This window comes from Phormidium sp. FACHB-1136 (assembly GCF_014697375.1).
Taxonomy (GTDB): domain Bacteria; phylum Cyanobacteriota; class Cyanobacteriia; order Phormidesmidales; family Phormidesmidaceae; genus Nodosilinea.
The window spans coordinates 1-24267 of record NZ_JACJRS010000061.1 but is presented as its reverse complement, the minus strand read 5'-3'; the positions used below and the strand labels follow the sequence as shown (position 1 = coordinate 24267).

Annotated in this window: 27 protein-coding genes and 1 riboswitch; of the genes, 15 read left to right on the top strand and 12 right to left on the bottom strand. The window is 56.8% G+C overall.

Translation table 11 applies throughout. The features are described from left to right. The first annotated feature begins 391 nt into the window (after positions 1–391). The 3 genes from H6G62_RS17260 (at position 392) to H6G62_RS17250 (ending at position 3747) form a co-directional block, all read left to right on the top strand. The gene (locus tag H6G62_RS17260; protein ID WP_190497369.1) at positions 392–1717 is read left to right on the top strand and encodes a GTP cyclohydrolase II; all 1326 of its coding nucleotides are present in this window, start codon (positions 392–394) and stop codon (positions 1715–1717) included. A gap of 29 nt (positions 1718–1746) precedes the next feature. Continuing rightward, positions 1747–2328 (top strand): Uma2 family endonuclease, encoded by a 582-nt coding sequence (locus H6G62_RS17255; protein ID WP_190497367.1) that lies wholly within the window; start codon positions 1747–1749, stop codon positions 2326–2328. 141 nt (positions 2329–2469) lie between these two features. Further along, positions 2470–3747 (top strand): URC4/urg3 family protein, encoded by a 1278-nt coding sequence (locus H6G62_RS17250; protein WP_190497365.1) that lies wholly within the window; start codon positions 2470–2472, stop codon positions 3745–3747. A 169-nt stretch (positions 3748–3916) separates the two neighbouring features. On the opposite strand, the gene H6G62_RS17245 is transcribed toward H6G62_RS17250, so the two are convergent. The 3 genes from H6G62_RS17245 to H6G62_RS17235 all read right to left on the bottom strand — a co-directional run bounded on the left by H6G62_RS17245 (position 3917) and on the right by H6G62_RS17235 (position 4789). Beyond that, positions 3917–4162 (bottom strand): toxin-antitoxin system HicB family antitoxin, encoded by a 246-nt coding sequence (locus H6G62_RS17245; protein ID WP_190497363.1) that lies wholly within the window; start codon positions 4160–4162, stop codon positions 3917–3919. Positions 4163–4275: 113 nt separating this feature from the next. Continuing rightward, on the bottom strand, positions 4276–4494 hold the full coding sequence (locus H6G62_RS17240; RefSeq protein WP_242052138.1) for a BrnA antitoxin family protein: 219 nt from the start codon (positions 4492–4494) through the stop codon (positions 4276–4278). A gap of 19 nt (positions 4495–4513) precedes the next feature. Beyond that, positions 4514–4789 carry a BrnT family toxin gene (locus H6G62_RS17235; protein WP_190497359.1) on the bottom strand — a complete coding sequence of 92 codons (276 nt, stop codon included), beginning with the start codon at positions 4787–4789 and terminating at the stop codon, positions 4514–4516. Between the two features lie 624 nt (positions 4790–5413). On the opposite strand from H6G62_RS17235, the gene upp (H6G62_RS17230) reads away from it, so the two are divergent. Next, positions 5414–6046, top strand: a complete 633-nt coding sequence (gene upp / locus H6G62_RS17230) for a uracil phosphoribosyltransferase (protein ID WP_190497357.1) — start codon at positions 5414–5416, stop codon at positions 6044–6046. 40 nt (positions 6047–6086) lie between these two features. Here the strand turns inward: upp (H6G62_RS17230) and H6G62_RS17225 are convergent, their stop codons facing one another. After that, positions 6087–6638, bottom strand: coding sequence for a helix-hairpin-helix domain-containing protein (locus H6G62_RS17225; RefSeq protein WP_190497355.1), 552 nt, complete (start codon positions 6636–6638; stop codon positions 6087–6089). Next, on the bottom strand, positions 6638–7024 hold the full coding sequence (locus H6G62_RS17220; RefSeq protein ID WP_190497353.1) for an NINE protein: 387 nt from the start codon (positions 7022–7024) through the stop codon (positions 6638–6640). Before H6G62_RS17220 ends, H6G62_RS17225 begins: the two co-directional genes overlap by 1 nt. 219 nt (positions 7025–7243) lie before the next feature. Here H6G62_RS17220 and H6G62_RS17215 point away from each other — a divergent pair, with 219 nt between their 5' ends. Continuing rightward, entirely contained in the window at positions 7244–8248 is a 1005-nt protein-coding gene (locus H6G62_RS17215) for a J domain-containing protein (RefSeq protein ID WP_190497351.1), read from the top strand. Positions 8249–8398: 150 nt separating this feature from the next. Continuing rightward, positions 8399–8716: a DUF1825 family protein gene (locus H6G62_RS17210; protein ID WP_190497349.1), complete on the top strand. Its 318-nt coding sequence runs from the start codon at positions 8399–8401 to the stop codon at positions 8714–8716. A 16-nt stretch (positions 8717–8732) separates the two neighbouring features. Here the strand turns inward: H6G62_RS17210 and H6G62_RS17205 are convergent, their stop codons facing one another. After that, positions 8733–10226 (bottom strand): Na+/proline symporter, encoded by a 1494-nt coding sequence (locus tag H6G62_RS17205; protein WP_190497347.1) that lies wholly within the window; start codon positions 10224–10226, stop codon positions 8733–8735. Between the two features lie 194 nt (positions 10227–10420). Beyond that, positions 10421–10515: riboswitch (TPP riboswitch) on the bottom strand. Between the two features lie 56 nt (positions 10516–10571). On the opposite strand from H6G62_RS17205, the gene H6G62_RS17200 reads away from it, so the two are divergent. Next, the gene (locus H6G62_RS17200) at positions 10572–11129 is read left to right on the top strand and encodes a DUF3782 domain-containing protein (protein ID WP_190497345.1); all 558 of its coding nucleotides are present in this window, start codon (positions 10572–10574) and stop codon (positions 11127–11129) included. A gap of 80 nt (positions 11130–11209) precedes the next feature. On the opposite strand, the gene H6G62_RS17195 is transcribed toward H6G62_RS17200, so the two are convergent. Further along, a complete protein-coding gene (locus H6G62_RS17195; RefSeq protein ID WP_190497389.1) occupies positions 11210–12823 on the bottom strand; it encodes a B12-binding domain-containing radical SAM protein in 1614 nt (537 codons plus the stop codon). A gap of 278 nt (positions 12824–13101) precedes the next feature. Here H6G62_RS17195 and H6G62_RS17190 point away from each other — a divergent pair, with 278 nt between their 5' ends. Next, on the top strand, positions 13102–13338 hold the full coding sequence (locus tag H6G62_RS17190; RefSeq protein ID WP_190497343.1) for a hypothetical protein: 237 nt from the start codon (positions 13102–13104) through the stop codon (positions 13336–13338). Between the two features lie 41 nt (positions 13339–13379). Here the strand turns inward: H6G62_RS17190 and H6G62_RS17185 are convergent, their stop codons facing one another. The 4 genes from H6G62_RS17185 to upp (H6G62_RS17170) all read right to left on the bottom strand — a co-directional run bounded on the left by H6G62_RS17185 (position 13380) and on the right by upp (H6G62_RS17170) (position 15360). Beyond that, positions 13380–13652 (bottom strand): YggT family protein, encoded by a 273-nt coding sequence (locus H6G62_RS17185; protein ID WP_190497341.1) that lies wholly within the window; start codon positions 13650–13652, stop codon positions 13380–13382. A gap of 149 nt (positions 13653–13801) precedes the next feature. Continuing rightward, complete coding sequence (locus H6G62_RS17180) at positions 13802–14086, bottom strand: YggT family protein (protein WP_190497339.1); 285 nt, start codon at positions 14084–14086, stop codon at positions 13802–13804. A gap of 146 nt (positions 14087–14232) precedes the next feature. Next, positions 14233–14538: a hypothetical protein gene (locus tag H6G62_RS17175; protein WP_190497337.1), complete on the bottom strand. Its 306-nt coding sequence runs from the start codon at positions 14536–14538 to the stop codon at positions 14233–14235. A 171-nt stretch (positions 14539–14709) separates the two neighbouring features. Further along, complete coding sequence (gene upp, locus H6G62_RS17170) at positions 14710–15360, bottom strand: uracil phosphoribosyltransferase (protein WP_190497335.1); 651 nt, start codon at positions 15358–15360, stop codon at positions 14710–14712. A gap of 218 nt (positions 15361–15578) precedes the next feature. On the opposite strand from upp (H6G62_RS17170), the gene H6G62_RS17165 reads away from it, so the two are divergent. Both H6G62_RS17165 and H6G62_RS17160 read left to right on the top strand, forming a co-directional pair. Beyond that, the gene (locus H6G62_RS17165; RefSeq protein WP_190497334.1) at positions 15579–15899 is read left to right on the top strand and encodes a YkvA family protein; all 321 of its coding nucleotides are present in this window, start codon (positions 15579–15581) and stop codon (positions 15897–15899) included. A gap of 163 nt (positions 15900–16062) precedes the next feature. Then, positions 16063–16662, top strand: coding sequence for a hypothetical protein (locus H6G62_RS17160; RefSeq protein WP_190497332.1), 600 nt, complete (start codon positions 16063–16065; stop codon positions 16660–16662). Positions 16663–16733: 71 nt separating this feature from the next. Here the strand turns inward: H6G62_RS17160 and H6G62_RS17155 are convergent, their stop codons facing one another. Continuing rightward, positions 16734–17402 (bottom strand): HAD family hydrolase, encoded by a 669-nt coding sequence (locus H6G62_RS17155; RefSeq protein ID WP_190497330.1) that lies wholly within the window; start codon positions 17400–17402, stop codon positions 16734–16736. A gap of 76 nt (positions 17403–17478) precedes the next feature. On the opposite strand from H6G62_RS17155, the gene H6G62_RS17150 reads away from it, so the two are divergent. From H6G62_RS17150 to nifH, 5 genes are all read left to right on the top strand, one after another. Continuing rightward, complete coding sequence (locus H6G62_RS17150; RefSeq protein ID WP_190497327.1) at positions 17479–18525, top strand: hypothetical protein; 1047 nt, start codon at positions 17479–17481, stop codon at positions 18523–18525. Positions 18526–19127: 602 nt separating this feature from the next. Next, positions 19128–20777 (top strand): nitrogenase cofactor biosynthesis protein NifB, encoded by a 1650-nt coding sequence (gene nifB / locus H6G62_RS17145; RefSeq protein ID WP_347239370.1) that lies wholly within the window; start codon positions 19128–19130, stop codon positions 20775–20777. Positions 20778–20894: 117 nt separating this feature from the next. Continuing rightward, on the top strand, positions 20895–22088 hold the full coding sequence (gene nifS, locus H6G62_RS17140; protein WP_190497325.1) for a cysteine desulfurase NifS: 1194 nt from the start codon (positions 20895–20897) through the stop codon (positions 22086–22088). Between the two features lie 45 nt (positions 22089–22133). Then, complete coding sequence (gene nifU, locus H6G62_RS17135) at positions 22134–23066, top strand: Fe-S cluster assembly protein NifU (RefSeq protein ID WP_190497323.1); 933 nt, start codon at positions 22134–22136, stop codon at positions 23064–23066. Positions 23067–23284: 218 nt separating this feature from the next. Further along, the gene (gene nifH / locus H6G62_RS17130) at positions 23285–24163 is read left to right on the top strand and encodes a nitrogenase iron protein (protein ID WP_190497321.1); all 879 of its coding nucleotides are present in this window, start codon (positions 23285–23287) and stop codon (positions 24161–24163) included. Positions 24164–24267 lie beyond the last annotated feature (104 nt).

Below are 24267 nucleotides of genomic sequence, written 5' to 3'. Positions count from 1 at the left end.
TATGCAGAGTATTATCCGCCAGATCTACGGGATAATACCCGAATCTTAAGGAATTAATAATCATTTTTGCTGGATAACACCGTGGTTTCGGGGTGTTATCCAGCACTTTTGACAGTTAAGCATCGTAATCTAGGGTGTTATCCAGCACTTTTGACGGATAATCCCCCTCCTGTCGGGGTTAGCCAACCTTTAGCTAGGGCACCGCAATCCACAGATCAGGCTTTAATGTCTTGCAACCGGGGCTAATCCAATCCCTCCTACACGCTACTCCGGCCCACTGCTACGGAAAAGCATTGTGGTCGTCTGTTGCGGATGAGCTTTTTTCCTTGGGCGAGGTATGCGACAGTAGTTGGCTTCAGTCTTTGAACCGCTGGTTTAAAACGAGGTATCTATGGTCGAGCTAAATGGTGCCGCCGCTGTCAACAGTCCCAGGCCAAACGTTCCCACTCCAGAGGAAAACGCTTGGGCCAGGAACAAACGTCGCCACATTGTCCTCACGTCGCACCCTAGCCGTTCGGGGCAGCAGGGCAAGCCCATTCACTGGGGCGAGGCCGATCCGCTGAAGCGTGGCCCGATTGTGGCAACCGTCAGCGACCCCAGCCAGCGCAATGTGATCGGCACCCATTCGGGATCCTATGCGGTGTATCGGGCCTTGGCGGTGGCCAGTGGTGTGCTCCAGCCCGACCATCGCCCCGACCTGACCAATACCTCCCCAGCGGTGACCCTTGGCCCCTATCCCAGTTGGGCCGACCCCAGCAAGATTGTCTCCCTCGATCCCTTTGGGGCGATGGTGGGGGAGGTGTATCAGCCGTGGCTGGAGCAGGGTATCGACATTCGGCCCAGCATTGCCATCACCCGCGCCCACATTCAAATGCCGGAGCTTAACGAGGCGGTGCGCCAGGGGCGGCTGGTGGAGGATGGCGAGATTATGAAACCGGGGGGCGACCTGGTGGTGACCAAGGCCGCCGTGGAACCCGTGTGGTACTTACCCGGAGTAGCCCAGCGCCTAGGGGTGAGCGAAGACGACCTGCGCTATGCCCTGTTTGAGCAAACCGGGGGCATGTTCCCAGAACTGGTGACGCGCCCAGATTTACAGGTATTTTTGCCCCCCATCGGCGGCATCACCCTGTACTTTTTAGGGGATATCGCGGCCATCACCGACCCCAGCCGACCGCTGACCGTGCGCGTCCACGACGAATGCAACGGCTCCGATGTGTTTGGTTCCGATATTTGCACCTGTCGCCCTTACCTCGTCCACGGCATTGAGGAATGTGTGCAAACCGCCCAGCAGGGCGGCGCAGGGCTGATCGTCTACTTCCGCAAAGAAGGTCGCGCCCTGGGGGAAGTGACGAAATTCCTGGTCTACAACGCCCGCAAACGCCAGGAAGGCGGCGACCGCGCCGATGCCTACTTTGCCCGCACCGAATGCGTGGCCGGGGTGCAGGATATGCGCTTCCAAGAACTGATGCCTGACGTGCTGCACTGGCTGGGCATCACCCGCATCGACCGCTTCATTTCCATGAGCGACCTGAAGTACAACGCCGTGGTGCGCTCCGGCATCGAAATCGTCACCCGTGTGCCCATTCCGCCAGAGCTTATCCCCCCCGATGCCCAGGTGGAAATTGAGGCCAAAAAAGCGGCGGGCTACTATACAAATACCGGAGTGCTCACCGAGGAAAGCCTCGCCCAGGTGAAGGGCCGGGGGCTGGCAGAATAGCAGAATGGTCGGCAACAGGAGAACGTCCCATGGTGCAGGTATTTCCCCAGAGTGTGAGGGATTTGACCCTCAAGCAATGGACGGTGGAGGACTATCACCGGATGTTGGGGGCGGGCATTTTGTCGTCGGAGGATCGGGTGGAGTTGTTGGAGGGGCAAATCGTCGAGATGGTACCGCAGAACCCACCCCATGCCTCCCGCATTGACGATGGCGGCGACTACCTGAAGGCGCTGTTTGCCCAGCGGGCCAAGGTACGGGTGCAGCTTCCCGTTACCCTGGCCCCAGGGTCAGAGCCAGAGCCAGATTTTGCCATCGTTCGCCCAGACCCAAACCGCTACCGAGATCGGCACCCCAGCCCCCAAGACATCCTGCTGCTGATCGAAGTGGCCGATGCAACGCTTACCCGCGACCGCACCCACAAAGCCGCCATCTACGCCAAAGCAGGCATCCCCGAATACTGGATTATCGACCTGCCCCAGCGACAGATGATCGTGCTGCAAGATCCCCAAGGGGGCACCTACCAACAAGAGCACATCCTGGGAGCCGATGACCAACGGGCACCCCTCCAGTGCCCAGAGGTGACGGTAAATCTGCGCTACCTCCTGCTGTAGCCGAACCCGTCATGTCTAAGATCGCCAATTTCCAGGCTCCTCTCCGGCTCCCCTCTCCTTCCTGGGAGAGGGGCTGGGGGTGTAGCTTGCTTCCCGCAGGGTGGGCCACGAGAATCGTTACTGTGCATAAGGACGGTATTGATGCAAACCGCAACGGAAAACACCGCCTATACAACTGAGACCGATCTAACCCAATCCGCCGAGGTCGTCGCCTATCTGCAAAGTCCCCAGGCCATCCGCGAGCGCTGTCGGATGCTCTATGCCCTGGCCGAGGCGGATCAGCTACACCACTTTCGATTACATCCAGACGCCCTACCCACAGCGGCAGACTATGTGCAGCGGCTGATGGAGCAAACCTATCCCGAGGGCGATGTGCCCTTCCATTCTCGCTGGCGACATTTTGAGGTGGATGGCGTTTCTCGGTTAGCGACCCTGGAGCCTGGCTTATCCCAGATCGATCCCCTCGAACAAGCGCGGATCAAAATCGATCTGGCGGTAACGAGTGTGCTGCTCGATGCCGGGGCCGGAGCCACCTGGCGCTATGCTGAACCGGGCACAGGGAAAGTCTTCCAACGGTCGGAAGGCTTAGCCATCGCCAGCTTCCACAGCTTTGTGCAGGGGCTTTTTTCCAGCCAACCCGATCACCCCTGGCAGGCGGATGCCCTCGGCCTCAGTCAACTTACTCCCGAACGACTCGGTGACGCTTTTCAAGTCAGCCCCGAAAACCCGCTGTTGGGCCTAGAGGGTCGGGTTTCGCTGCTGCAAACCCTAGGCCAAGCCCTGCAACAGCAGCCCCACCTCTTCGGTGATACCCATCCTCGCCCTGGAAATCTGGTGGACTATTGGCTGAGTCAGTCCGAGGATCAAACCCTCTCAGCGGTCACGGTACTGCACACCGTCCTGCAAGGACTTGGCCCTATCTGGCCGGGACGCACCACCCTGGGCGGCGTCAACCTGGGCGACGTATGGCTCCATCCCCAACTGCCGGATACGGGCCTGGGGAGCCAGTTGGTCCCGTTCCACAAGCTCTCCCAGTGGCTCACCTATTCTTTGTTGGAACCCCTGCAAGACCTGGGCCTCACCATCACCAACCTGGATCAACTCACTGGACTGGCGGAATATCGCAACGGCGGACTGTTCCTCGATAGCGGCGTCCTCAGCCTCAAAGACCCCACCGACATGGAAATCGCCCATCCCCCCAACTCGCCCCTGATTGTGGAATGGCGCGCCCTCACCCTCTGCCTGCTGGATGACCTAGCGGATCTCCTGCGGCAACAATTGCACCAATCCGCCACAGAGTTGCCTCTGGTGAAAATTTTGCAAGGCGGCACCTGGGCCGCTGGTCGTGCCATCGCCGCCGAAAAACGCCCCCACGGTGGGCCACCGATTACACTGGCGAGTGATGGCACGGTTTTTTAGGGTGGTTGGGAATTCAAAGTTCAAAATTCAAAATTCAAAATTCAAAGCAGATAGCCGCTCTGTATATCCTGCGCAAAAAACGGAGCTAGCTAACGTTCGCACTCACCGGACGCAGACGATCCCTCATACCCACATACAATCTCTCGGTGGTCGGCGTGCATTGGGGTTGTTATGCTGGCGGCAACTGGTCATGCAACTCTGGCTCAACATCAGCGACTTTGGCTAACACAGCCTCATACTTTGTTCGATCACCCTGGCTTGCGCGTTCCTGTAAATACCCTTCAGTCGTTAAGGCTGAAATTTTCTCGGCAACTGCTAGGGCGATAAACTGGTCGAGCGAAACCCCGTCCTGCTCTGCAAGGCTCTGCAAGGTTTTATACAAGGAGTCGGGTAGCTGAATGCTTAGTGTGCTCATGACAGTCCTCCAATAGACTCCAGGAAGTTTGCCGGGGTAATGGCACTAACCCCAAATCGTTCAATTCCTGCAAAATCTCGGATATTGTACGTTGCTACGCTATCACATGACAGCTATCGATGTGCTTCCATATAAGCTCGTAGCAATTGGTTGATCTGAGTTTGATAGCCTCGGCCATGAGACTTAAACCACTCCAACACATCGCTATCAATACGGAGCGTGACTTGAGCCTTGGCTTTTGTAGCAGGTAAACCTCGCCGCACTACCGCCTTAGCAAACATTTCTGGCGTAATCTCTGGGCAATCCGATAAATCAATATCTTCATCGCTCATCGCATCCAACCTTTGCCAATCAGTTTGAGAGTTGCTCGAAGTAGGTTCGTTGTTCATATTTCGTCGCCTTTCTTGCAGAAATAATACGAGTGCAATCCTCACGCTCTGTATGGACAACGGCAATCACACGCCCTTGCAACAAACCGAATGTGACAAAACGTTGCTCTCCATAATCATAACGATCATCCTCAACCGTCACGATATCGCCATCAAATACGGCGGGAACATCAATGAAATCTACTCCATGCTTACGGAGATTAACCAGACGTTTTGCTTCATCCCATTCATATTCCATAACTGAACGGCAATCCCAGTAACTAATTGTAGCTACAAAACGTAGCTACAACCACTCAGGTTAGGCATATTCCATTAGAGCAACTACCTCGCAGCGCATAGGCTCACGATCTTTGCCTCTGTCAAACGAGGATCAAGGGATTCAAGCATTTAAGGGAGAGAGGTGAATAGTTGCCCCATAGGCAACTTCTAGGTACCGTCCCCATCGAGGACTTGCAGTCTAACTCTTTATTAGAGGGAAATTTTCCGCCTAATACCCCGATACGGGATCTTAGGTAGAAATCTGTCCGCCTAAATACCCCTGGGGGGATCTTAGGTGGAAAAAGTTCAGCCTAAATGCCGAATATGGGATCTTAGGTGGAAAGTTTCAGCATAAACACCCGATGCCCTGGATGCCCTGTAACTTAGGATTTTCTTATAGATAGTACGGGCTTACCCATAGATGTATCGACTCCTCCGCCCAAACGACAGCTTGACCAAGGGCGTGCCATGCGGCGGAAACACGGCTTGTAGCCTACCGATCAGACTGAATGCCGTTTAGAATGCAGACTTTCCAAATGCCACAATCCCCCCGTACGGGCGCACCGCAGTGCGCCCCAACCCTACTCCCTACTCCCCACGCTCTATGTCCAACCTCCATCTCATCGACCATCCCCTGATTCAGCACAAGCTCACTCTAATGCGGCGGGCGGAGACCAGTACGGCCAAGTTTCGCGCCCTGCTGAAGGAAATTAGTTTGCTGATGGCCTACGAGGTGACGCGGGATTTGCCGTTGAAGTTGGAGACCATTGAAACCCCGATGGCCACCATGCAGGCTCCAGTGTTGGCCCCAGAGAAAAAGCTGGTGGTGGTGTCGATTATGCGGGCGGGGCAGGGCATTTTGGACGGCATTTTGGGACTGATGCCCTCGGCGCGGGTGGGCCACATTGGGCTGTATCGCGACCCCCAAAGTTTGCGGGTCATTGAGTACTTCTACAAAGTGCCAGACAACCTTTCTGACCGGGATGTGCTGGTGGTAGACCCGATGATTGCCACGGGAAATACGGCAGTGGCGGCACTGTATCCCCTCAAGCAGGCCAATCCTCGGTCGCTGCGGTTCCTCTGTTTGCTGGCTGCGCCGGAGGGCATCGCCCACTTCCACCGCGAACACCCCGACGTACCCCTCTACACCGCCGCCATCGACGAAAAACTAGACGAGCGGGGCTACATTTTGCCCGGTTTGGGCGATGCGGGGGATCGCCTGTTTGGCACCAAGTAAGGCTAGCGACACAGATCGCCTACCTGCGCTATGGATGACCTTAACAGCGCAGGTAGTGCATGAGGGTGGCAATGGTGTCGGCGGGGAGGTTAAGACGACGTTGGAGGTCGGCCATGCTGCGGTATGGCCCCCGTTGCTGGCGTTCGTGCAGCATGGCCTGGGCTAGGTCGGGTGGTAGGTTAGGAATCTGGGCCAGGGCGGCGAGAGTAGCTTGGTTAACGGCCACCGGACGAATGACTAGGGGGTTGAGGTCATCGTAGTAGTAGAAGGAGAGCACGGGGGCGAGGGGCTGGAGGGTTGGTAGGGAGACGCCCAGCGCTGCCGCCACGTCCTCTAGGGCATGGAAACTTACCCCGCTCTGGCGCAGGTGGACTAAGACCTGGGCCTGCCGAATGGAGATCCCCGGTAGCCGTAGCCAATCATCCACGGTGGCCCGGTTGACATCCAGCCGAAAGCCGAGTTCAGCGGCCTGGGCAACTTCCGCAAGGGTGGTGAGGCGGTAGGTGGGATCTTGGGCAAGGCGCTGACCGAGGGGAGCGTTGGCCCCCTGTCGTAGCGTCCACTGTTGGATGACCCGTGTGAGTGCCTCCATCAGCCCACCTGATCGAGCAACTGACGGCGCTTTTGTTCAAATTCACTTTCGGAGATTAGACCCTCCTGGCGCAGGCCATCTAGTTCGCGTAGGGCCACCCCCAGGGCGTTTACCTGGCTAGGGTCGATGGGCGTAGCAGGCTTGGGGGGCACGGCTGAATCGACAGACCCAACCCCGAAAAATTCGGGAGGACGGCCCAACAACCAAGCTCCCTCCAGGGCACAGGCCACGCGAGGAATGGGCGTCCAACTCAGCAACAGATAGGCTATGCCCCATCCGGGTTGACCTAAATAAAACTTATGGAGGCCCGGTGCAAGGACTACCCCCAACCAGGCCAGGGCCACGGCAATGCTACGACGACGGGGTTCTGAGGAAGACAGCATCATCACCTAATGGCTCACAGGAGAGGGGCAAGAAGCTGGAATCGGGCAAGGTCAGGCTGTATTCGTTTAGTATACTCTGCATAAATATGGGTCTGGACATCCCTAGTTTCACGGTTGTGTCGCAGGGCGTAGCCTAGCAACAGGATTGCTATTGGATCCATATTGTCGGGGTGATCCCTTGACCGTTGCTGTTTCATACCATTCTCCCTATAGTCCCGCCGGATGACCCATCCCCCGCTTTCTCCCGCCTGGTTTAGTCAGTTTTCCGACCCCTATGCTGTGTTGGGGGTGTCGGTTTCAGCGGATGATCGTCGCATTCTCAAGCGCTATCACCAGGTGGCCAAGCGCTTGCATCCCGATGTCCAGACCGATTCCTCTGAGGATCACGAAACCTTTGTCACCCAAATCCTAGCCAAGCTGGTGAACCCAGCCTACCAGCGCCTCAAGCAGGAAAAGCAGCGCAGTGAGATTTTGGCCACCCTGCGGTTTAAGGTGCGGCGTTTGGTGCGAGAGGGACAGTTCCAGCCCCAGGGAGAGGCCAGTCGCCACCTGCAAACGGTGCCGGAGGCGGAGGTGGATACCGTCTACGAAGCCACGCTTCAGCAAATCAGCGCAACCCAATACGATTCCACCGCCAGCTTTACCACCTGCACCCAGCAAATCAGCGAACTGAATTTGGTCTACTTCCAGCGCAAGATGGGGGAAGCCATCATTCGGGAAAAACGCACCGGGGTAATCGGGGTATCCAGTCGGTCGGCGTCTGGGCAGGCCAGTCCCAGTTCAGCTACCAGTGCGGCTACCTCTGGTCAGGCGTCGTCTAGCTCCGCTGCCCCCGACCCTGGCCCCATGGCCTACTCCGACCGCCACTACCAGCGGGCTAGGGAATATCTACGGGCCAAAAATGCCCCCGCCGCCATTCAGGAACTCAAGGATGCCCTAAAACTGGAGCCCAAAAACAGCAACTTCCATTCCCTTATGGGCCAAGCCTACCTCCTGAACCAGCTACCAGGGATGGCCAAGGTGCATTTTAAGCAAGCCCTGAAGCTCGACCCCAACAACAGCGTGGCCCAAAAATACGCCCGCCAACTCAACCTCGACCTCACGCCCACCCCGCCGCCCGCCGCCGCCGCCCCAGCGGCCCCACCCACCCCAACCGCTAAACCCGCCGCCCCCGCCGCTGCCCCCAAGGGATTCCTAGGCCGTCTGTTTTCCAACGCCCATAAGTAGGGTTATCTCTCCTTGGCCAAGGTTGGGGCAACCCTCTAGGCTAATAGACATCACGCTTGTTCTAGTCCAGAGCGGGGAGTTTGGCCCAGGGGGAACGACCATCGTTGTGCTGGATTTGGCCACAAGTCCTTTGTTAACCACCGCCGAACCATGGGATTTTTTGATTCTGAGATCATTCAGCAAGAAGCGATGCAACTGTTCCAGGACTACCAAAGTCTGACGCAGTTAGGCAGCAACTACGGCAAGTTTGACCGCGAAGGTAAAAAGATGTTCATCGAGCAGATGGAGGCGATGATGGATCGCTACCACATCTTTATGAAGCGGTTCGAGCTCTCGGAAGACTTCACGGCCAAAATGACCGTGGAACAGCTTAAAACCCAGCTTGGGCAGTTTGGCATGACCCCCGATGACATGTTCCGACAAATGCAGCAAACCCTAGAGCGCATGAAGTCCGAAATTGACCTCTAGTTAAGATAAAACAGCATTAACCCTTGGGCGCAACGGCCACGCTTTCTCCGTAGGCTTGGATGTCGCGGCTGAGCTTGCCGAAATCGTAGGCTTCGGTTTTGCCTTGGTGGGCGCGGAGTTGAATCCAGCCTAGGCACAACACAGCAGAAACCACGATGGGGGCGGCAAAGCTGACGAGCAAGTCTCCCGCAAAGGGTAGGCTATTCCAGCCGCTGAAGTTGGGTTTGGGGAAGAACAACGCCCCGGCACCAATGGCAACCACGGTGCTCCAAAGGGCCATTTTTCCGGTCAGGCGTTTGGCATAGAGGCCAAACAGGACGGGGAACAGCGCCCCGGCACAGACCAAATCCGCCAGCAGAAACAGGTATAGGACGTTGTAGCCCCTGGCGGCGATCAGGATGGCGGGAATGCCGATTACCAGGGTCAGCAGACGGGTGAGATTGAGGATGCCGTTGGTGGATTTCTCGGGGAAGATCCGCAGCAGGTCGGTGGTAAACAGGCTGGCGATGCCGTTCAACAAGGAATCCAGACTGCTCATCACCAGGGCCAGAACTAGGACGAGGACAGCAATGCTCACCCATCCGGGGAGTTCTAGGGCTTGAATCAGCGAGAAAAAGGCCCGGTCATCATTAAAGCCGAAGTGCATGGCCACAATGCCCAGCAGCCCAGAAATGAACAGCATCGGCCAAATCACCAAAAACGACCCCAAAAAGGAGCGGCGCACCACGGTATCGGTTTTGCAGGCATAGACCCGCTGCCAGTTGGTTTGGTTGAACATTTCGGCGGAAATCACCGCAATCACGAGGGTAGCCCCAAATTTAATCCCCGGCCCGTTGGCGAGGGTCAACAACTGAGGGGCCGTATCCCGCACGGGGGCCACCGCGTTACCCCAGCCGCCCAGGGCAAAGATCGCAATGCCAAAGCTCAGCAGCAGCAGCGGCACAATCACCGCAAACTGCACGGCATCGGTGAAGATTGTCGCCTCTAGGCCGCCCACCAGGGTGTAGATGAACACGGCGGTAATCACCAGCAGGGCCGTCAGCCAGAGGGGCACCCCGGCCATCAGTTCCACCGCCTTGGCAATGGCCGTCAGTTCCGCCGCCAGGTAGACGAACATATAGAACACCACAATCGCCAGCGTCAGCCGATACATGGCCTGCCCAAAGCGGTGCAGCACATACTCGTTCAGCGAATGGCCCGCAGGCATCAAAAACCGCATCCGAGTCCCCATGAAGGCAAACAGGGCGGCGGGGGTGGCCTGTCCGATGCAGTAGCCCACAATGCCCGCAATGCCACTGGTGGCCCCTACTTCTGGCGGGCTAAACAAAATCCAGGCACCCATGGCGCTGGCGACAATGGTGGCCAAGGCCATGCCTGTACCCACCCGGTTGCGGCTGACCAGGTAGTCCTCCAGGCTGATGGTGTGGCGGCTGGCCTGCAAGAGTCCGAGCAGCGTAAAACTAGCGGCGGTAATCAAAATCACCGCAATGGCGGTTATGCCCAGGGTCATCCAAACACCTCCTAATCCAAAATAGATTGCTAGGATGTGCCGTCAGAAAACCCCTTTGCCCAACCACCCAACCCCAACGTAGAACAGACCTCTAGCCTGCCGCTATCCCCCAGAAAATTCCCCACTAAACGGGCGATTCTAGGACAGATGCAAACAAGAGAACGGTTCTACATTGGGTTTATGGAAGCGGCTAGTGACCTCAAGCATGGCTTCCCTCCGCTGGCATTAACCAGGTCAGGTTCTGAGGGTATGATCTCAGTCCGATGATCGGACACCCCTAGCGTGTTGGCATTATAAACCGTTTAAATAGTCAGTATGACTTCGACAACGCTGTAGGTAGCCGCCATGGCCGATCCCGTCACCATTCAGGACATTTACGAGTTATTTAAAGCCTCTCAGGCCGAGGCAGACCGTCGAGCGGCTGAGGCAGATCGCAGTATGGAGGAACTACGACGCCTGGTAGCCAACACTAGCCGGGAGGTCTCTCGGCTGGGGGATCGCTGGGGGCTGTTTGTAGAAAATCTGGTGGCTCCGGCGGTGCAGCGGTTGTTTCAGGAGCAGGGGATTGATATTCAGCAAACCTACCGTCGCGCCAAGTCCACCCGTTCAGAAGCTCCGATGGAGATTGACATTTTGGCGGTGGATGGCGATGTGGCGGTGGCCATTGAGGTGAAATCGTGCCTCACCCAGGAGGATGTGGACAGCTTTTGCGAGAAGCTGCAACGGCTTAAGTTGGCCTTCCCAGAACGGGCAGACTACCGCATTTTTGGGGCCGTTGCCGCCATCGAATTTGTGCAAGATGTGGATCGCTATGCCTACCGGAAGGGCCTATTTGTAATGCGCCAGTGCGGCGATGCCATGGAACTGGCCAACAATGCTACCTTTCAGCCTAGGGCTTGGTGACTAGATAGGCGAAAAGAAGGGCGAGGAGACCTCGCCCCTACGGGTGGACGGATTGACGGGGTGGGAACCGGGCCTTGGGATTAGGCGGCGAGTTGGGCTTCCTCCTGGGCGGGGGTAGCGAGTTTGGCGGATTGGTAGGCCGCGAGCTGGTCTTCGATGTTTTGGCGCACCACCTGGCGGAAGTCGATAAAGTGCTCGGCCTGGGCGCAGACGGACACATAGCTGGCAGCCACGGCGGGATAGCGCCAGAGCATAATCGCTAGATTTACCCAGAACCGTAGGCGGGTTTTGCGCACCACGCCCTGCCGCCACAGGATGATGAAAAAGGCCCGCAGGGTAATCCAGTTAATGCTGGGCGATCCGGCGGCGGCGGCGGTTTTCTTGGAGTGGCGTCGTTTGGAGTTGCGTTTGCGGGCTTCTCCCAGGATCAAATAATGGCGGAAAGTGCGGTTCAACACCGTCAGCGGGTCGTACAAATCCCAGAAGGTTTGGATAAATTCTTCGGTGATGTCTTCGATGGGGCGAGTGGGCACAAAGTTCATCAGAGTGGCCTGGTTGATGTCGGCACTCTTGCCCAGCAGGCGACCTTCCTTTTCCAAGCGGTGCCAGAGGGCCGTATCCGGCAGGGCTTGCAGCATACTCACCATGGCGGTGGGGATGGCGGTTTGCTCCACAAATTGATAGATACGCTGGCCCGCCCCCGTTCTTTCACCATCAAAGCCGACGATGAACCCAGCCATCACCCGCAATCCGGTTTTGGCAATGGCGACCACCGATTCCGACAGGGGATCTCGCGTATTTTGGAACTTTTTGGTGAGGGCTAGGCTGTCGTCGTCGGGGGTTTCGATGCCCAAAAAGACGGTGCCAAAGTTGCAGTCCACCATCATCTGCATCAGTTCGGGATCCTGGGCCAAGTCCACGGAAGCTTCGGTGGCAAAGGAGAAGGGATAGCCGTGGTCCTCCATCCAGGGCTTCATGGCCGTCAGCAGGCGCTTGACGTTGCGCTTGTTGCCGATGAAGTTGTCATCCACCATGAAGATGCTGCGTCGCCAGCCCAGGTCGTAGAGGTACTGAAGCTCGGCTAGGAGTTGATCGGGTTCCTTGGTGCGGGGCTTGCGGCCATAGAGCACGATGATGTCGCAAAATTCGCACTGGAAGGGACAGCCCCGCGAAAACTGAACCGACATTTCGGCGTAGGCGTCCAGTTCTAACAGGTCGTAGCGGGGGATCGGGGTTTCGGTGACGGCGGGTTTTTCGCCCCCGGATCGGAAGGTGCCGCTGCGGTCGCCCCGTTCCACCGCCTCCACAAACATCGGTAGGGTAATTTCGCCCTCGTCCAAAATTAGGAAATCCGCCCCAGCTTCCTCGGCTTCGTGGGGGAGAGAAGTGGGGTAGGGACCACCCACGGCCACCAGTTTCCCGTATTCCTTGGCGGTGCGAATGGCGGCTAAAAAGTCGGGCCGATGGACAATCATGGCGGACACAATCACAATATCCGCCCAGCGCCATTCGGCATCTTCCACGTCCCGCACATTGCGGTCTACCAGTTTAAAGTTCCAGCTTTGGGGCAAAATCGCGGCTACCGTTACCAGCCCCAGGGGGGGCAACTGCGCCTTCATGCCCACCAACTCAAGGGTTTTATCAAAGGACCAAAAGCTTTTCGGAAAACGAGGATAAACCAGCAGGATGTTCATGAAAGCCATGCTATATTTTCTGCCATCCTACGGGAGTCACTCTAAATGCGCAAACGGGGACCCTAGGAAAACCCTGTTTCGAGAACACCATAGACTGGGTAGAGGGCTGACATCCATAGAAATCCTGCCTTGCTATCCCTGAGAAAGCTCAATGTATTCCGGCCACACTACCGGAGGGAAAATGGGCAAAAATCCCTGAACATTCCTGAACAAAATGCGATTTTTGCCTAGACAGCGGTGAACCATACTGGCAGTAGCCCTCGAAAGTCGCCGCCATTATGGAAACCTTTCTACTGTTTTTTGTCCTGGGACTGGTGATCTATCTCAACCTGCCCGAGAAAAAACCACCCAAGAAAGACCCCTGGGAGGAATTGGGCAAAGCCATTGGCACCGCCATGAAAAGCATCAACGCCCCCGCCGATGATAAAAAGGGCGGGGGCGGCAAAAAAGATGGCCTACCCAACTTCATCTATCTGGCGATTATTGCTGGGCTGGTGGTGTATCTGTTGGGTTAATCGCGATTACCGTCATCCCGAGTTCGATAGGTCTGACTCCCCTAGAAGGAGTAGCCTATCCCTGCAATGCGGTCTAGAACGTTTTGGACAAGGGCCAAGGCGAGAATAGCGAAGGACGCCGACAGATCCATGCCACCGATGGGGGGGATGATGGCCCGAAAGCAATCAATGTAGGGATCCGTGAGTTGACGAATCACCGCCAGGGCGGGATTGTCCCAATTCACCGTAGGAACCCAACTCCAAATGACGCGAAGCAGCAGAATCACGAGATAAAGCGCCACAAAGTTGGCTAGGATGTCGAGCCAAATGTCCATCCGAAGCACCTCCGTCGTAGGATGCATGACGCCAAGGCGAGGCTAGCGTCAACGCGAAGCAATGCACCAAGTCGTAGTCGTAGGATACCTTCGCGGCGCAATCCCCCCAACCGTAGACCACCATAGGTACTGGTTTCCCGGTGGATCCGTTAGAAGGAGGCGTAGGAGGATGCGGTGGCCATGGCGATGGCCATAATCCCCTGGCGCAGGAAGGACAGCAGCAAAAAGGCCAAAATGGGGGACAAATCAATACCGCCGAGGGGAGGAATGATGGAGCGGAACAGGTTCAGGTAGGGATCCGTAAGCTGGCTGAGGACAGAGAAGGGCGGATTAAACCAGTCCACGTTGGGGAACCAGCTCAGCAGAATGCGAATGATCAGCAGAACGGTGTAGATCGAAAGGAAGGTGGAGAGGGTCTGTACCAAAATAGCCATCTGAACAACCTCGGCTGTAGTCGTTAATCACAATACATGGAGAACAGAAACCTGTCAGTTAGTGTAACGGAATGCTGCATGGATGGTGGTTTGACCCAGGATTAGCCTAGGCTTGGCCCCGGTTGAAATTCCGCTAGGCTGACGGGTTAATCGGCCTGGGAGGGGTTGCCCCAGGTTTTCTCGGTGTGGCCGTTGATGTGGCCGAGCTGTTGGCGCACATCGTCGATGGCGTCGTTGAGTTGGGCGATTTTAGCCTCTAGCCCTAGGCGAGCGGCTTCCATGCCTTCCTCGGTCATATCCTCTAGGTCGTCAAAGGCGAGGTCAGGGGATCGACGGTCGGCCTGCCCTGCCTGAATGCGAGAGGCGGCGAGGGCACCCACGACACCACCGAGGGCACCGCCGACCAGGGTGCCCAGCAAAAATCCGCCGACGAAATTGCCTTGTTCACTCATCGCGTTATCCGTTCCGCCTCAATCACAGGGTCTGTTGTTCCATTCTATAAAGCTAATGCATCAAGCTAATCTCAGTAGACCGAAAAGGATATTGTCGGGTAGGCATCCTGACTGCCACGCAGGTCGCCAGGATGCCTACTCTACCTTGGGTTTGTGATCTACTGAAGCAACCTAGGATCCGAAGGTGCGATCCCCCGCATCCCCCAGTCCGGGCACGATAAAGCCCTGGTCGTTGACTTCTTCGTCAATGCCAGCGGCAAAAATCGTTAGGGTGGGATACACATCCGCCAGCTTTCGCAGGGCTAAGGGGGAGGCCACGATGGCAATAATCCGCACCAGGGCCGGATCCACCCCCCGACTGACGAGATCTGCCAGGGTAGCCATGATGGTGCCCCCAGTGGCCAGCATCGGTTCGCTGATGATCACCCGTGTTTGGGGATCAATCTGGGCAGGCAGCTTGTTGAGGTAGCAACTCGCCTCTAGGGTTTCCTCGTTGCGCACATAGCCCACATGGTAGATCGACGCCAGGGGGAGCAGACTTTGAATCCCCGGCATCAGGCCCAGCCCCGCCCGCAGGATGGGCACGATCATGGTGGGAACGTCGGGGTTAATGAACGTTGCCGCACAGGGGCCGAGGGGGGTGTTGACCGTGGTCTCTAGGGTGGGCAACCACTCGCGAATGGCCTCATAGGTGAGCCAGCGCCCTAGCTCCTCCATGGCCGACCGAAACAGCGGCGAAGGAGTCTCGGCGTCGCGGGCTACGGCCAGCCAATGCTTCACCAGGGGATGGGGCGGAACAAAAATACGAAGTTGAGCAGCCATGAACCAAAGGGAATGTGCAAAAGGAACGGTGCAAATCTGCCACATCATACTCTGTGACGGGCTTCTGTGGCAGGTAGTAGTGAACCCGTCGTCCAGCCTTTCGGCTGTTTGGGTACGGTCGATTCGGGTGGAAAAGCCTACTTTTTCAAGGGTTAGCCACACCTGTGCAACACCGCTGACTCTGACAAGATAGGGATGTCAACGCCACGGAGAGGGTCATGAAAAAAGGACTGTTCAGCCAACCCATTCTGCAAGGGTATCGCCACCTCATTCGCCACCCTAAATATCGCTGGGCCATCCTTTTGGGAACGCTGATTTATCTGGTCAGCCCGTTGGATATTTCCCCCGATGTGATCCCGGTGGCAGGCTGGATTGATGACGGCCTGATCGCCACCCTGGCCATTACCGAGGTAACCCAGCTTTTGCTAGATCGCAAGCGCAACCTGCGCCAAGCCTCCCAGGCCAACCGATCCAGCGTTGAGACTGACGACCTAAAAACCACGGTGATCGACGTTAATTCCGTCACCGTTCCCCGCTAGGCAAGAGCCGAAGGGCGAGAGCCGAAGGGCGAGAAAACCTCGCCCCTACCCCGACGGTTGGGTCTTTTGGCGATTCAGAGTTTTGTCTTGGTTTGACCTGCTGGTTTGACCTGTTAGTTTCAACCTTTCATTGCCCCCTACCACGCTGCTAAGGAGATGCCCCATGGCCACCGCCGTATCTGAAAAAGTGAAAGCCGACTGGAAAAAAGCCCAACAATCGGGCGGTCATCGCGCCAGTCGCATTCGGGCCATTGTCAGCCAAGCCGCCACCGAAGCCTTTTCGGAAATCAAGGGTGGCTCCAGCGAACTGGAAACCCTAGGCCGTCAATCCCTAGCCGAAATGATGGCCCAACTGCAAACCCAAGCCGCCACCGGAGCGCCAGTGACCGCATCCACCGCCACCGGAGCGCCAGACGTTATCGAAGCCAATACCGAAGTTCAGGCCGTGGTGCCCGTTCCCACCCCAGCCAAAGCCGCTGCTCCCACCTGGGCCGAGCTGTTTGCCACGGTGATAAACCTCGTCAAGACCCGCAAAACCGACTGGGGACAAGCCCTCCTGACCAGGCTTCAAGCCCAATTAGAACGCTTTGATGTGGATATGGAAGCCGAATATGGTGCCCGCTATCGACTATTCCAGCCCTTCGTTTGGGGTTTGCGCCGTGTGGTGGCCCTGGGCTTAGATCGTCTATCGGAACCCGCCTCATCCCCAACGGCCCCAGCCACCCCCGTGACCATCGAAGTGCTGGACGACACGGACGATTAGATATCCCAGATGTTTTAGATCTTTGATCCTGTGGCGCTAGAACCCCGGTTTCTGGGTTGGGATGTTGCTGCTTAAAGTTGATTGTTGAGAATTTGCTGGATGACCTCTTGGACGCCCGCCCCTCGTTCGCCCTGGGTGGTGTAGTGGGCGATGGCCTTGAGTTCGGGTAGGGCATTAGCGACGGCTACCCCTCGGTGACAGGCTTGGAGCAGGCTGAGGTCATTTTCGGCATCGCCAATGCCCACGGAGGGCAGGTGGGCGAGGTTGAGATCGGCCAGGGCCACCGCTAACCCGCTAGCCTTATTGACCCCCTGGGGCAAAATCATCACCGCCCGCTTATTGAGAATGACCGCCGCCGATAGTCCCAAGGACTGAATGGCCTGGTGAACGGCGTCGCCGTGGGGTTCCCAAGTGGCCACCATCACCTGCCCTTGGTCGATGGGATCAGCACCAGATGCCTTCAGTGTTTCTACGAGGGTAGCTGGAAACGGCTCCGCTAAAAGTTTGACGTTATCTTGGTGTGGCTGGTGGAAAACTGCGCCGTTTTCTGCCACAATGCCCTGAAATAGATGGCTATGGGGAAAAACCTGGAATAGATCGTCAAGTTGTCGCCCTGTCACGAGAATTAAGTAACCGCCGCTGTTGCGGTAGCGTTCTAGGGCGGCTAGGGTGGCATCATCTACGGTTCCCTCCGTCGCCAGGGTGCCGTCGTAGTCCGTTGCTATCACGCGATAGTCCATGTCGCTTCTACTCCCGCGTCTGTCCGTATAGTCTGTCCCTGTTTACCACAACTGACGGTTTCGCTGCACCATGACCATGCCGACGCCAGTCCAGCGTAGTTCCTCAATTCTAGGGGGCTTTCACCAACCCTTGGCCCACCGATCCCCCGCTGCCAGAATTTTGGCCCTGGCTACCGTGATGTTGGGATTGGCCCTCATCCCCCAGGGGACAGGCATGGCCGGGGCCGCGACCCCAGTCTCCCCAACGGACAGTGTGACAGCCCCCGCCTTAGCCCCTGGGCTAGACCTCAACCAAGATTTTCAGACGAACCCCAACGACGACCTTGCCGATCCTCAGGCCAAGCAGGACGCCTCGCCCCCGGTGCCCCCATTGCCCACCGCCATCCCGGAGGCCGTGGTGCCTGCCAACGAGGGGATTGTGGGCCTTACCCCTGGCCCGGAAGACAACCTGGGCATTGGGGTGCTGCAACCTCGCAACCTAGACTTTTTAGACCGTGCCGCCTGGGAGACAAATCCCCTCGCCTATGGTCGCTGGCTCCGTTCCGTGGCCCTGCCCCTCTATGTTGGCCCCGATGGGGAACACTGGGGCTGGATGGTCAACGGGTGGCTAATCATCAACGGCTATGAACCCATGGCTATTGGCCGAGACGCCAGCTTTTCCATGGTGGAGGCCCGGACGGGCCTTTACAGCTTCCCGGTGCTAGAACAGCGGATCGATGGCTGGTTTCGCTTCCAATACACCCCCGCTGGTAGCGCCTGGGCACACCTCGACCACCTGGCGGTGGGGGCCGTAGCGCTTACCCTCCAGCCCTGGGAAGACACCCTGGCCACGGCATCGCACATTCGCTTTCGGCGGCATGGGCTGTCGCAATCCCTGCGAACCGAGCCCCGTGGTACGGCGTCTCTGCAAGCCCTGGTAGCCCCCAACAGCCGCATTCGTCCCCTGGCCATCGATGGCGACTGGATGCGGGTGGAGGTGACCCAACCCGTGCAGGGCTGCACGATCCTCCCTGGCCACACCACCGAGGAAGGTTGGCTGCGTTGGCGCGATGAGGCCACACAGGCTCTACTGGTTTGGGCGGTCGCGGTCGATTGTTCGGAACCAGGGCCAGAGTCAGAATAATGAGGCGCGTTCGTTCCTCAAACGAACGCAGGCGTAGCGGCATTTCATGGGGGCGCTTAACATTTCTTCACTCCAAAAGTGGCGTTAAATACCATTACGATTTGGGGACGGGTAAAACGGATACAGTTTAATATTTGAAGGTTCGATGCAGACGCTTCATTCTGTATCAGAATAGTCAAAATCATAGGCTTTGAGTACTTGTTAAATGCCTGATTCACTGACTTAAATGGCGCGACAATTCCTTGCATAGTCAGGGTTTTAACTGAGTACACAAATCCCGATTTCACTCAACACAATGCTTGTCCTGGGCTAAGAAAAGACTAGTCCCCTAGGGCTCAATTTTTTTTTAGGTCAGAGATGACTAGGGTTTGAGCGATTGAGTACAACGCTAATCATTCAATCAATCCTATCGAACGGGTGTGGCAAGTCCGTAATATCCCCGTTGCTATAACTCTTTCAACGCCAAGCACCCAGCGTTACTCAAGCGCTGAAGCGAGCATCCCTCAACGGCAGGCAACGTCAACCCTGGCTAGTTCAGCCCTTTTACCTCGACGCCTTGCCCAGTCCTTGAATCGCTCCCCCAGATCTTGAGACCAAATGCGATGTCTGCCCACCACCCACCCAAGGCAATCGAGTTTGGTAGCGACGAAGCGGTGTCGTGGTTGATGGGTTCCGCTCCCCTGATTTGGGGGCCACCCATCGGCCATTGGCGGATTCAGCCGTTACCCACCCGCTATCGCGCCCAACCCTACCTCCCCAAACCCATGACGCCACTGCCAGCCTCTGCCCTGACCTCCGCGCCCCATGCGACGCCCGATCTGGACATTACTCTGACGAAGACGAAAACGGTGGTTAAACCTGCGGGGAGTGGCTGTGCCAGTTCTGGATGCAGCACCACGGAAACCGCCGATGGCCTCAGTGACAGCATGAGAGCCCGGATTGAACAGCACCCCTGCTATAGCGAAGCCGCCCACCACCACTATGCCCGGATGCACGTTGCGGTGGCCCCGGCCTGCAACATTCAGTGCAACTACTGCAACCGCAAGTATGACTGCGCCAACGAAAGCCGCCCCGGTGTAGTGAGCGAACTGCTGACCCCGGAGGAAGCCGCCCACAAGGTTCTCGTTGTAGCGGGCAAAATTCCCCAAATGACGGTGCTGGGCATTGCTGGCCCTGGTGACCCTTTGGCCAACCCCGAAAAAACCTTCCGCACCTTTGAACTGATTGCCGAACAAGCCCCCGACATCAAGCTCTGCCTCTCCACCAATGGCCTGATGCTGCCGGACTATGTGGATCGCATCAAAGCCCTGAATATTGACCACGTCACAATCACGATTAATATGATCGACCCGGAAATTGGGGCCAAAATCTACCCCTGGGTTCACTATCGCCGCAAGCGCTACCGGGGCATTGAAGGGGTACGCATTCTGCACGAACGGCAGATGGAGGGGTTGCAGGCCCTGAAGGAAGCGGACATTCTGTGCAAAGTGAACTCGGTGCTGATTCCCGGCATCAACGACGAACACATGCCGGAGGTCAACGCCGCTATCCGCGAACGGGGAGCCTTTTTGCACAACATCATGCCCCTGATTTCTGCCCCAGAGCACGGCACCTACTTTGGCCTGAACGGCCAGCGTGGCCCCAAACCGAAGGAACTGAAAGCGGTGCAGGATAGCTGCTCCGGCAACCTGAAGCTGATGCGCCACTGTCGCCAATGCCGCGCCGATGCGGTGGGTCTGCTAGGGGAAGACCGCAGCCAGGAGTTCACCAAGCAGAAGTTCATGGAAATGCCCGTGGACTATAGCCTGGAAACCCGCCAGGCCGTTCACCTCAGTATTGAGCAGGAGCGGGCCGCCGTGGCCGCCAAGCGGGAATCTGCCGCCCGTGTTCCTGGCACCTTGTCGGAGGATTCGCCCAAGGTGCTCGTGGCGGTGGCCACCAAGGGCGGCGGCATTGTGAATCAACACTTCGGCCACGCCAAGGAATTCATGATTTACGAAGTGGACGCCGCTGGAGCAGCCTTCGTGAGCCACCGCAAAGTAGCGGACTACTGCCAGGGCGGCTACGGCGAAGAGGCCATGCTGCAAGGCATCATCGACACCATTTCCGATTGCAAAGCCGTCCTCGCCGCCAAAATTGGCCCCTGCCCCAGCAAGCAACTGCACCAAGCGGGTCTGGTGGTGATGGAAGACTACGACGTGATCGAAACCGTTGCCCGTCGCTTCTACGACCAGCATGTGCTGAAGCGGTAGACCCTCACCCCTAGCCCCTCTCCCCAAGGGAGAGGGGAACCGGAAAGTTCCGACGCCCAATTCCCGACGCCCAATTCCCGACTCCCGACTCCCGACTCTCCACTTTCCCTACCCGCCATGGTTATTTATCTCGACAACAACGCAACCACCCGCACCGACCCCGATGTGTTGGCGGCGATGCTGCCCTACCTAAGCGAGCTGTACGGCAATCCCTCATCCATGCATAGCTTTGGTGGCCAAGTGGGGGCGGTAATTGAAGACGCCCGATCCCAGGTCGCCCAATTTCTAGGGGCCGAGCCGACGGAGATTTTGTTCAATAGCTGCGGCAGCGAAGGCAACAATACCGCCATCCATGCCGCCCTAACCGCCCAGCCCGACAAGCGCCACATCGTCACCACAGCAGTGGAACACCCGGCCATCCTCGAAGTGTGCAAGCACCTGGAGAAAAAGGGCTATACCGTCACCTATCTCTCGGTGAACGAGCGCGGCGAACTGGATTTAGCAGAACTGGAAGCGGCCATGACCGGAGGCACCGCCCTGGTGACCACGATGGTGGCCAACAACGAAACCGGAGTGATTTTCCCGGTCGAAAAAATCGGTGAAATCGCCAAAGCCTACGGGGCCACCTTCCATGTAGATGCTGTCCAGGCGGTGGGCAAACTCCCCATCAATCTGGCCACCAGCACCATCGACCTGCTCACCCTGTCGGGCCACAAGCTCCACGCCCCCAAGGGCATCGGTGTCCTATATGTGCGGAAAGGCTTCCGCTTCCGGCCCTTTCTCCTGGGCGGACACCAAGAGCGCGGGCGGCGGGCGGGCACCCACAACGTCCCCGGCATTGTCGCCCTAGGTAAAGCGGCAGAACTGGCCCAGATCAGCCTAGCCCACACCCAACGCGAGGCCGAACTACGGGACATGCTGGAGTACGGCATTCTGGCCACCATCCCCGATACCGTAGTCAACGGCGGCGGTGCGGCACGACTGCCCAACACCACCAACATTGGCTTCAAATACATCGAAGGGGAAGCCATCCTGTTCATGCTCAACAAGTACGGCATCTGCGCCTCCTCTGGTTCCGCCTGCACCTCCGGTAGCCTCGATCCCTCCCACGTTCTCACCGCCATGGGACTGCCCTACACCATCCTGCACGGCTCCATCCGGTTTAGCCTCTCCCGCTACACCACCGAAGCCGAAATTCGCGCCGTTCTCAACGTCATGCCCGACATCGTAGACCGCCTGCGGGCCATGTCGCCCTTCAACAACGACCAGGCCGAGTGGCTACAAGAACGCACCCTAGCCACCGTGAGCTAACCCTCACCCCTTCACCCCTTCACCCCTTCACCCCCGGAAACCGCCATGTGGGACTACTCTGAAAAAGTACTGGAACTCTTCTATAACCCAATCAACCAGGGCACCATTGAAGACCCAACGGAACCCGATGTGGCCGTGGTGTTTGGGGAAGTGGGCAGCATTGCCTGTGGCGATGCCCTGCGGTTGCACCTGAAGATTCAGCCGTCCACAGACAGCATTTTGGATGCCCGATTTCAGACCTTTGGTTGCACCAGCGCCATTGCTTCTTCTTCGGCATTGACGGAAATCATCAAGGGCAAAACCCTGGACGAAGCCCTGAATATCACCAACCACGACATTGCCAACTTTCTAGGTGGCCTGCCCGAAGCCAAAATGCACTGCTCGGTGATGGGACAGGAAGCCCTCGAAGCTGCCATCTACAAGTATCGTGGCATTACCATCGAAGCCCATGACGATGACGAAGGTAGCCTGGTTTGCGCCTGCTACGGTATTACCGAAAAGAAAATCCGCCGCGCCATTGCCGAAAACGATCTCGACACCGTTGAACAAGTCACCAACTACGTAAAAGCGGGCGGCGGCTGTGGATCTTGTTTAGCCAATATTGAAGACATTATCTCAGATGCCAAACAATCTGTTGAAACGGTCAAAGCAGCGGCTGAATTAGCGGTTTTCCAGGAGCAAAGAACTCAATCTCTAGGCAGTCCAGTATTAACGAATCAAGAACCAGAGATTATTCCAACTCTGACCAATCTACAAAAGATCATGATGATTCAAACCGTTCTGGATCAAGAAATTCGACCTATCCTCCTAGCCGATGGCGGCGATTTACAACTGCACGATGTAGACGGTGATCGAGTCCTGGTTAAGTTACAGGGAGCCTGTGGTTCCTGTGCTAGCAGTACCGATACCTTGAAGTATGCCATTGAGGCGAAATTAAAGGATCTGGTGTTACCAACTCTCGTGGTTGAAGCAATTTAGTCGAATTCAAAGTTCAAAGTTCAAAGTTCAAAATTTTTCCTTTTTAATTTTGAATTATTCCCCTCCCCCCTCCACCATGCATCCCCTACCTATTCCCCATGCCGGACGAGATCCCCCGGCCCGCTTCACTTTTATTCCAGGCCCTTGCCTGATTCCCGAACCGAGATAACGAGCGTTTCCTTCCAGATCTGAATTCAAAACCTAGGAGAAATCTCCCCATGCGACAGATTGCATTTTACGGAAAAGGCGGTATTGGTAAATCTACCACTTCGCAAAACACCCTAGCCGCCATGGCTGAAAAAGGACAACGCATCATGATTGTGGGTTGCGACCCCAAGGCAGATTCCACCCGCCTGATGCTCCACAGCAAGGCCCAAACTTCTGTGCTCCAACTGGCTGCCGAACTCGGTGCCGTTGAAGATGTGGAACTGGATCAAGTTCTACAAGTTGGTTATCGCGGCGTTAAGTGCGTAGAATCCGGCGGCCCAGAACCTGGTGTGGGTTGTGCGGGTCGGGGTATTATCACCGCCATCAACTTCCTCGAAGAAGAAGGCGCTTACGAAGACCTCGATTTCGTGTCCTACGATGTACTGGGTGACGTGGTTTGCGGCGGTTTTGCCATGCCCATTCGGGAAGGCAAAGCCCAGGAAATCTACATCGTGGTTTCCGGCGAAATGATGGCTATGTATGCGGCTAACAACATCGCCCGTGGCGTCCTTAAGTATGCCCAATCTGGCGGTGTTCGTCTGGGTGGTCTGATTTGTAACAGCCGGAATACCGACCGGGAAATTGAGTTGATTGAAGCCCTAGCGGCCAAGCTCAACACCCAAATGATTCACTTTGTGCCCCGCGACAACGTGGTTCAACACGCCGAACTGCGCCGCATGACGGTGAATGAGTATGCGCCCAACAGCAAGCAAGCGGCGGAATATGCTCAACTGGCCGACAAGATCATCAACAACAAAAAGCTCACCATTCCTACGCCCATCTCCATGGATGAATTGGAAGATCTGTTGATTGAATTCGGCATCCTAGATGGCGACGAAGAGTATCAAAAAGCCCTCGCCGCTGATAAGGCTGCTGCTGTTGCTGTTTAAGCTGTTAGTCATCTAAACTGCGTATAATACATTAAAATTCTGGAATAAGCCATGGGAGTCAGAAACTATCTAACGTCAGAGGAAAAGCAAGAGCTTCAGAAGCA